Origin of the sequence: Flavobacterium sp. MFBS3-15, from assembly GCF_026107645.2 — a bacterium.
Taxonomy (GTDB): domain Bacteria; phylum Bacteroidota; class Bacteroidia; order Flavobacteriales; family Flavobacteriaceae; genus Flavobacterium.
Map to the genome: position 1 here is coordinate 1 of NZ_JAPCHV010000034.1, position 5,342 is coordinate 5,342.

At 42.3% G+C, this 5,342-nt stretch carries 6 protein-coding genes; 2 read left to right on the plus strand and 4 right to left on the minus strand.

All coding sequences use genetic code 11. The features are described 5' to 3' along the window. Window positions 1–224: 224 nt before the first annotated feature. Window positions 225–902 carry an OmpW/AlkL family protein gene (locus tag OGH69_RS18120; RefSeq protein WP_265175913.1) on the minus strand — a complete coding sequence of 226 codons (678 nt, stop codon included), beginning with the start codon at window positions 900–902 and terminating at the stop codon, window positions 225–227. Window positions 903–1,079: 177 nt separating this feature from the next. On the opposite strand from OGH69_RS18120, the gene OGH69_RS18125 reads away from it, so the two are divergent. Together OGH69_RS18125 and OGH69_RS18130 are read left to right on the plus strand one after the other, a co-directional pair. Further along, window positions 1,080–2,177, plus strand: coding sequence for a DUF695 domain-containing protein (locus tag OGH69_RS18125; RefSeq protein WP_265175914.1), 1,098 nt, complete (start codon window positions 1,080–1,082; stop codon window positions 2,175–2,177). An 83-nt stretch (window positions 2,178–2,260) separates the two neighbouring features. Continuing rightward, on the plus strand, window positions 2,261–2,641 hold the full coding sequence (locus OGH69_RS18130) for a hypothetical protein (protein ID WP_265175915.1): 381 nt from the start codon (window positions 2,261–2,263) through the stop codon (window positions 2,639–2,641). 161 nt (window positions 2,642–2,802) lie between these two features. Here OGH69_RS18130 and OGH69_RS18135 read toward each other — a convergent pair whose 3' ends face one another. The 3 genes from OGH69_RS18135 to OGH69_RS18145 form a co-directional block, all read right to left on the minus strand. Next, window positions 2,803–3,867, minus strand: a complete 1,065-nt coding sequence (locus OGH69_RS18135; RefSeq protein ID WP_265175916.1) for a S41 family peptidase — start codon at window positions 3,865–3,867, stop codon at window positions 2,803–2,805. Window positions 3,868–3,930: 63 nt separating this feature from the next. Further along, entirely contained in the window at window positions 3,931–4,359 is a 429-nt protein-coding gene (locus tag OGH69_RS18140) for a MarR family winged helix-turn-helix transcriptional regulator (protein WP_265175917.1), read from the minus strand. Window positions 4,360–4,493: 134 nt separating this feature from the next. Continuing rightward, a complete protein-coding gene (locus OGH69_RS18145) occupies window positions 4,494–5,144 on the minus strand; it encodes a DUF1579 domain-containing protein (protein WP_265175918.1) in 651 nt (216 codons plus the stop codon). Between the last annotated feature and the right edge of the window lie 198 nt (window positions 5,145–5,342).

Here is a 5,342-nt window from a genome sequence, read left to right on the forward strand (position 1 = left end):
TAAGATAGTTAGCAGAGTATTCTCTGTAATCAATAGACAGTCACCCTTTATAAATACATATAAATTCGCAGGATAATTTTTTACTGATTTTAATTGTTTTATATCATAGAATGCGGAGCATGAATTTCCATTTTCAAAACTTGGCAGGATTATAAATATTCATTTTACAACAAAAAAAGGACTGCCACTTGGACAGCCCTTCCAAAAAAAACAACCCCGATAGATTAAAATTTCATTCCCACACCAAAGCCGAACAGCCATGGGTTGATGTCTACCTCAGCAGGTATGCTCAGGCCATCCGCAAGGTTGGAGGCATCTACGGTAACATCGGTTTTCAGGAATATTTTCTTCACGTCGACATTGACGAAAAATTTATCGTTGATGGCATAGTCAAGCCCCGCCTGCAGCGCAAACCCGAAAGCATTGTCATACTCCACATCCTTTATGGTATTGCCTTCGTCCACGCCATAGAAAATGGTGTAGTTGATACCCGCCCCGGCATAAGGCCTGAAATCGCTGTCGGGCATGAAGTGGTATTGGAGTGTAAGGGTAGGAGGGAGAAGGTACACGCTGCCCAGGTCCACATCGGTGTGTGTTGGGCCGCCAATGGCCGAGATGTCCGACCCCGTTGTGTGCACATCGTGTTTGCTGGTACCGAGTATAAGCTCGGCGGCTATGTTTTTGGTAAAAAAGTAGGTGAAGTCCAACTCAGGAATAAAAGTAGAGGATATGCTGGCGTCACCGCCAATGATGCCAATGCTCGCCGACTCGTCCGGGGTTACCGCTACGCCGCGCAAGCGCACCTGCCAGCGCTTAAATTCGTTGCTGTTTTCCTCCTGGGCATTCGCGAAGCCTGTACACAATAGTGACAGTGATAATGCGATAAAAGCTAATTTTTTCATGGTGTATCTTGTATTGATTAACACCTCAAAAGTAGGGGAGGGTAAAGGGCTGCAACATGATGGTGGTCATTCGGCAGAAGTTTTTTTTAAGGAAAAAGAGATGGGGGTCATTGTGCGTGTTTATTGTTTTATTTGTTTATTTGGATAAGAATAAATTCATCAAATAAATGTAAGTAAATGGGTTTCTTAAATAATATATTTGGAAAGAAAGAGGTGCTGATCAGAAGCTATACAGACTTTTGGGACTGGTTTCAGAAAAATGAAAGAACATTTTTTAAAGTAGTTAAAAACGGAGAAGATATTGAGAAGGCCTTTTTCGATAAACTTTCCCCTAAGCTTTCAAAGTTGAAGGAAGGTTATTTTTACCTAACCGGCATGTGCGATGACAATACGGTGGAGCTTGTATTTACGGCAGATGGCAATACTAAAAACATTGTATTTGTTGAAGAATTAGTAGAACAGGCTCCCGAAATAAAAGGGTGGAAATTTACCGCTCTAAAACCCGCGCTGGCTATCGAAAATATCGGAATAGAGATGGGCGGATATAAATTTGACAGTGACAACTTATCATTTTATTCGAATGACGACCCTGACTATCCTGATGAGATTGATATTTCGATAGCCCATAATGACCTGACGGAAGAAAACCGGCAGGAACTTGCAATGGGGATTTATATTTTCCTGGATAATTATTTAGGAGAGCTTAATTTCGTGAATGATGTTGACAGCCTAACAATAATTGGCCTGGACGAAGCCAAAAAAGAACTTGTCCCTATTGCTAAATTCAAAGATTTTCTTAACTGGAGGCAGAAAGAGTTTGTGGAAAAATATGAGGGAGTTAGCTATGAAAATGATTGTGATGAGCATTCAATTTTAGAAGCGGAATTGGGAAATGGAAATTATTTGATCGCAGCCATCAATACCCAGCTTCTTGGTTGGGAAAGTAAAGCATCTCATCCATGGATAGGAATTGTAACAATTAACTACGATGGTAGCAGAAATAATGGCATGCCCAATAATGAGGACTATGAAAAGATGGATCAAATTGAGCAAGATATTTTACGGCAGCTATCCGCCAAAGATGGGTATATAAATGTAGGGAGGCAGACCGCTGATAACGAACGCAAAATTTATTTTGCCTGTAAAGATTTTCGTAAACCGTCAAAAGTTTTTTTCGATACTGTTAAGGGAAATAGAGGAAGTTTTGAAATTGAATACGATATTTTTAAAGATAAATACTGGCAAACATTTGAAAGATTTAGGCCGAATTTATAATATGATATGTTTGTATAAGAGCATATTGTTTGCAAAGCATTTTGGAATATGGAAATATTTGTGAATTCATGAGAACAGATCATATGAACGAAAGAATAGCTGAAATCGTTAAACGTTTCGGGGATTCGTGGGCAGATACTGAAAAGTTTTATGACGCTTTTACAGCCGAGGGGCATTGGGGCAAGGTACAGCCAATAATCAAATTTATATCGGATTTAAAACAAAAAGGCTATGACAAGTATTTTCGGTTAGGCACTTCGGTTGATATGCTGATTATTTCGCGTTCGGTTGAGCATGGTCTCAGGAATGATCAAAAACACATAAAAATCTACGCCTATCAGGATTATCTTGATGTAACATTCCGTGAGGGCGATAAAGTTTACAGGCACTATGAGGTAAATGACTTATCAGATGAAAGAGTCTTAAAGCTTTTGGAAACTCTAATGGATACTATGGTTGATTAGCCTGCTCCAAAAAGTCTCCTGACTTTACACAGCGTATTTTGAGATTTTCGACTCCACTGCGTTTCGCTAAAAATGACACGGGCATTTCGTAGCAATAACAAAAACACCGCAGGTTTTCACCCACGGCATTTCCTAAAAAACCTAAACCTAACCTAAAATTTTTATTGCTGTATGGCCTCAAGGCCTTTTTTGTAAAAGTCGCGGCTCATGTCGTCTGTCGCAGTTTCCAGTAGTTCTTCGAGAGCCATTGTGTGTGCTTTCTTCAGCGCATCGGCGGCTGGTACGGCCACATCGGGCTTAACGCCAACGCCTTCCCAATTGGTTTTGGTAATGGGGTTTATGGCGCGCCCGTCGGGAATGAAGGCAAAGAACCCGTTGCCCAGGTCGGCCATGTCGCCGGGGTTGGCACCGCCTCCTGTGGTTTCGCCTACCAGTGTGGCGCGTTTTTGCGTTTGCAGGTCGTAGGCCAGTTCCTCCCCGCCTGAGAATGTCCTGCCCGAGATCAGCACGTATACCGGCTTGCCGATGTATTTTTTGCCGTGAACGGGAATCGTCCAGTATTCGGTGGTTTCATTGCCTTTGCGATAGTACAGGTCGTTGATGTGCACCGGTTCATCGCCAAAGAAATAGCTGGCCACGTAGCGTACCAGGTCGGGTTCGCCGCCACCGTTGTCGCGCAGGTCGATGATGAGCGCCTCGGTATTGGCAAGGTACATCATGGCACCGGTTACGGTTTCGCCTACTTTATCCACAGGGCCGAAGCCGTCGATCTTCAGGTAGCCCACATTGCCTTCCAGTATGTCGAGCTTTGGCAAGCCGAAGTTCTGCCGGCCCATGTGGCGCAGGAATCTCGCTTCGCGTTCCTTTTCCACGGCTTCGTCCTTTGGGCCGTCTTTTGGCTTTTGGTTAGGATTGTACCATACGCTCAGGTGCTTGTCTTTTATAATATCCCGGTACTGCTCTGTAAGCAACCTGGTAAATTCCCCAGGGTCGGTTATTGTGTTGTAAACACCTTTCTTTTGGTATTCCTTAATTTTTAGTGCAGCGGCCTTGGCTGTTTCGGGGAAAATGTACTTGTCGTCCATTTGTGTTAACAACGAAGCGATGACCGCATTTTTAGTGGCTTTGTCCAACGGCTTGGACTGGTTTTCCTGCGCACTCATCTTTTGCGCAACAAATACTGTTGCCATGGCTACCAGTGTCGCCAGGAAGAATTGTTTTTTCATGATTGTCCGTTTTTTGATTGATGATTGATGATTGATGATGATTGGTGATTGATGATGATTGAACTATGTTACATTCTCAGCGATTTTTGAAAGGGTTTCCTGCAGCATTTTTATTTCGTCATGTGTTATGCCCTTCAGTGCGGTGTTCCTGTTGGCAATGATGTGGGGCTGCATTTTTTTGAGCACTTCATTTCCCATATCTGTCAGGGTAATTTTAAAGCGCCTCCTGTCTTCTGAGTGGAATTCCCTGATCAGGTAGCCTTTCTGAACCAGTAACTCTATAATGCGTGTTATCGAGGCTACGTCTTTAAACACCGTTGCTGCAATTTGCTGCTGTGGGGCGTTGCTGTCCTGTTCCAAAGCTTTTAGTACCAGCCATTGGTCGATGGTTAGGTTAAAGCCGGCATCTTTCAATTGTTTCTGGGCAAACTGCCTGTAACTTTTTATAGCCTTGTCTATGGTGTAGAACACGATGCTGTTTAAATTCTCCATTGTAAATATTTGATGCAAATATATTTGATATATCAATATAAAACAAACGAAACTGTATTTTTTTTTAATTCGTTAGCTATAAACAAAAAAATCCGGCACTGTGGCCGGATATGTATTTACTGCGATAGTGGTCATTATTTCTTTTTCATTACAATTTCCATGGCTTTGAATTGCTTTTCCCCCGATCCGGAAAACATTTCCATCTTACGGGTTTTATCATCTACTATAGTATATAATTCCCTGCACATTTCAGCCTTGCCGGTCACAGGATCTACCATTTCGCCATTGAATTCGATTGATTTTCCGTCTTCTGCCATTACGCCCTTCATAACCATCATGCCCGTTCCCATATTGTCTATCCAGGTGGAGACATATTGCTTGATAGCATTGTCATATGCAACGGTGCTTCGCCCTTCAAACTGCATTCCCATCATCTCGCCCGTATAGTTCGTTTCCTGGTAGCGCCCGCCAAGAATCATTTTTGATACGGAAGTCGACATGGCCTTTTCGGGCTGTGCATTGGCATCGTGCCAAAAGGTCATCTCATTGGACCATGTGCCATTTTCAGCTGCCAGCATTTTGTGGGCATCGCCGGGAGTCATGTAAGCTTCCCAGGCTTTCATTTCTGCAACAGAATCCCTGGGTGCTTCAGGAGCTTCTTCTGTTTTTGCAACAGAGTCGGTCGATGTTGTCGTTGTCTCAGTTTCAGTAGTCGTTTTTTCTTCTTTTTTGCATGAGGTAAAGCACATGGCAAGTAACGCCATCGAAAGCAATAATTTTTTCATAATTGTTTGATTTATAGTTTGTGTAGTAAATTTATGAAAAAAAATATTGTGAAAAATTTAATAATTTGAAATAAAAAATGGGGCTGTCTCAAAAGTGAGGCAGCTCTAATTTTTTAAACAAATAAGGGAGCCCTCGGGCTCCCTATATTCTGCAAGTTTGTTAACTTGCGGTGTGTATAATAAATCAAAAGTAATCTT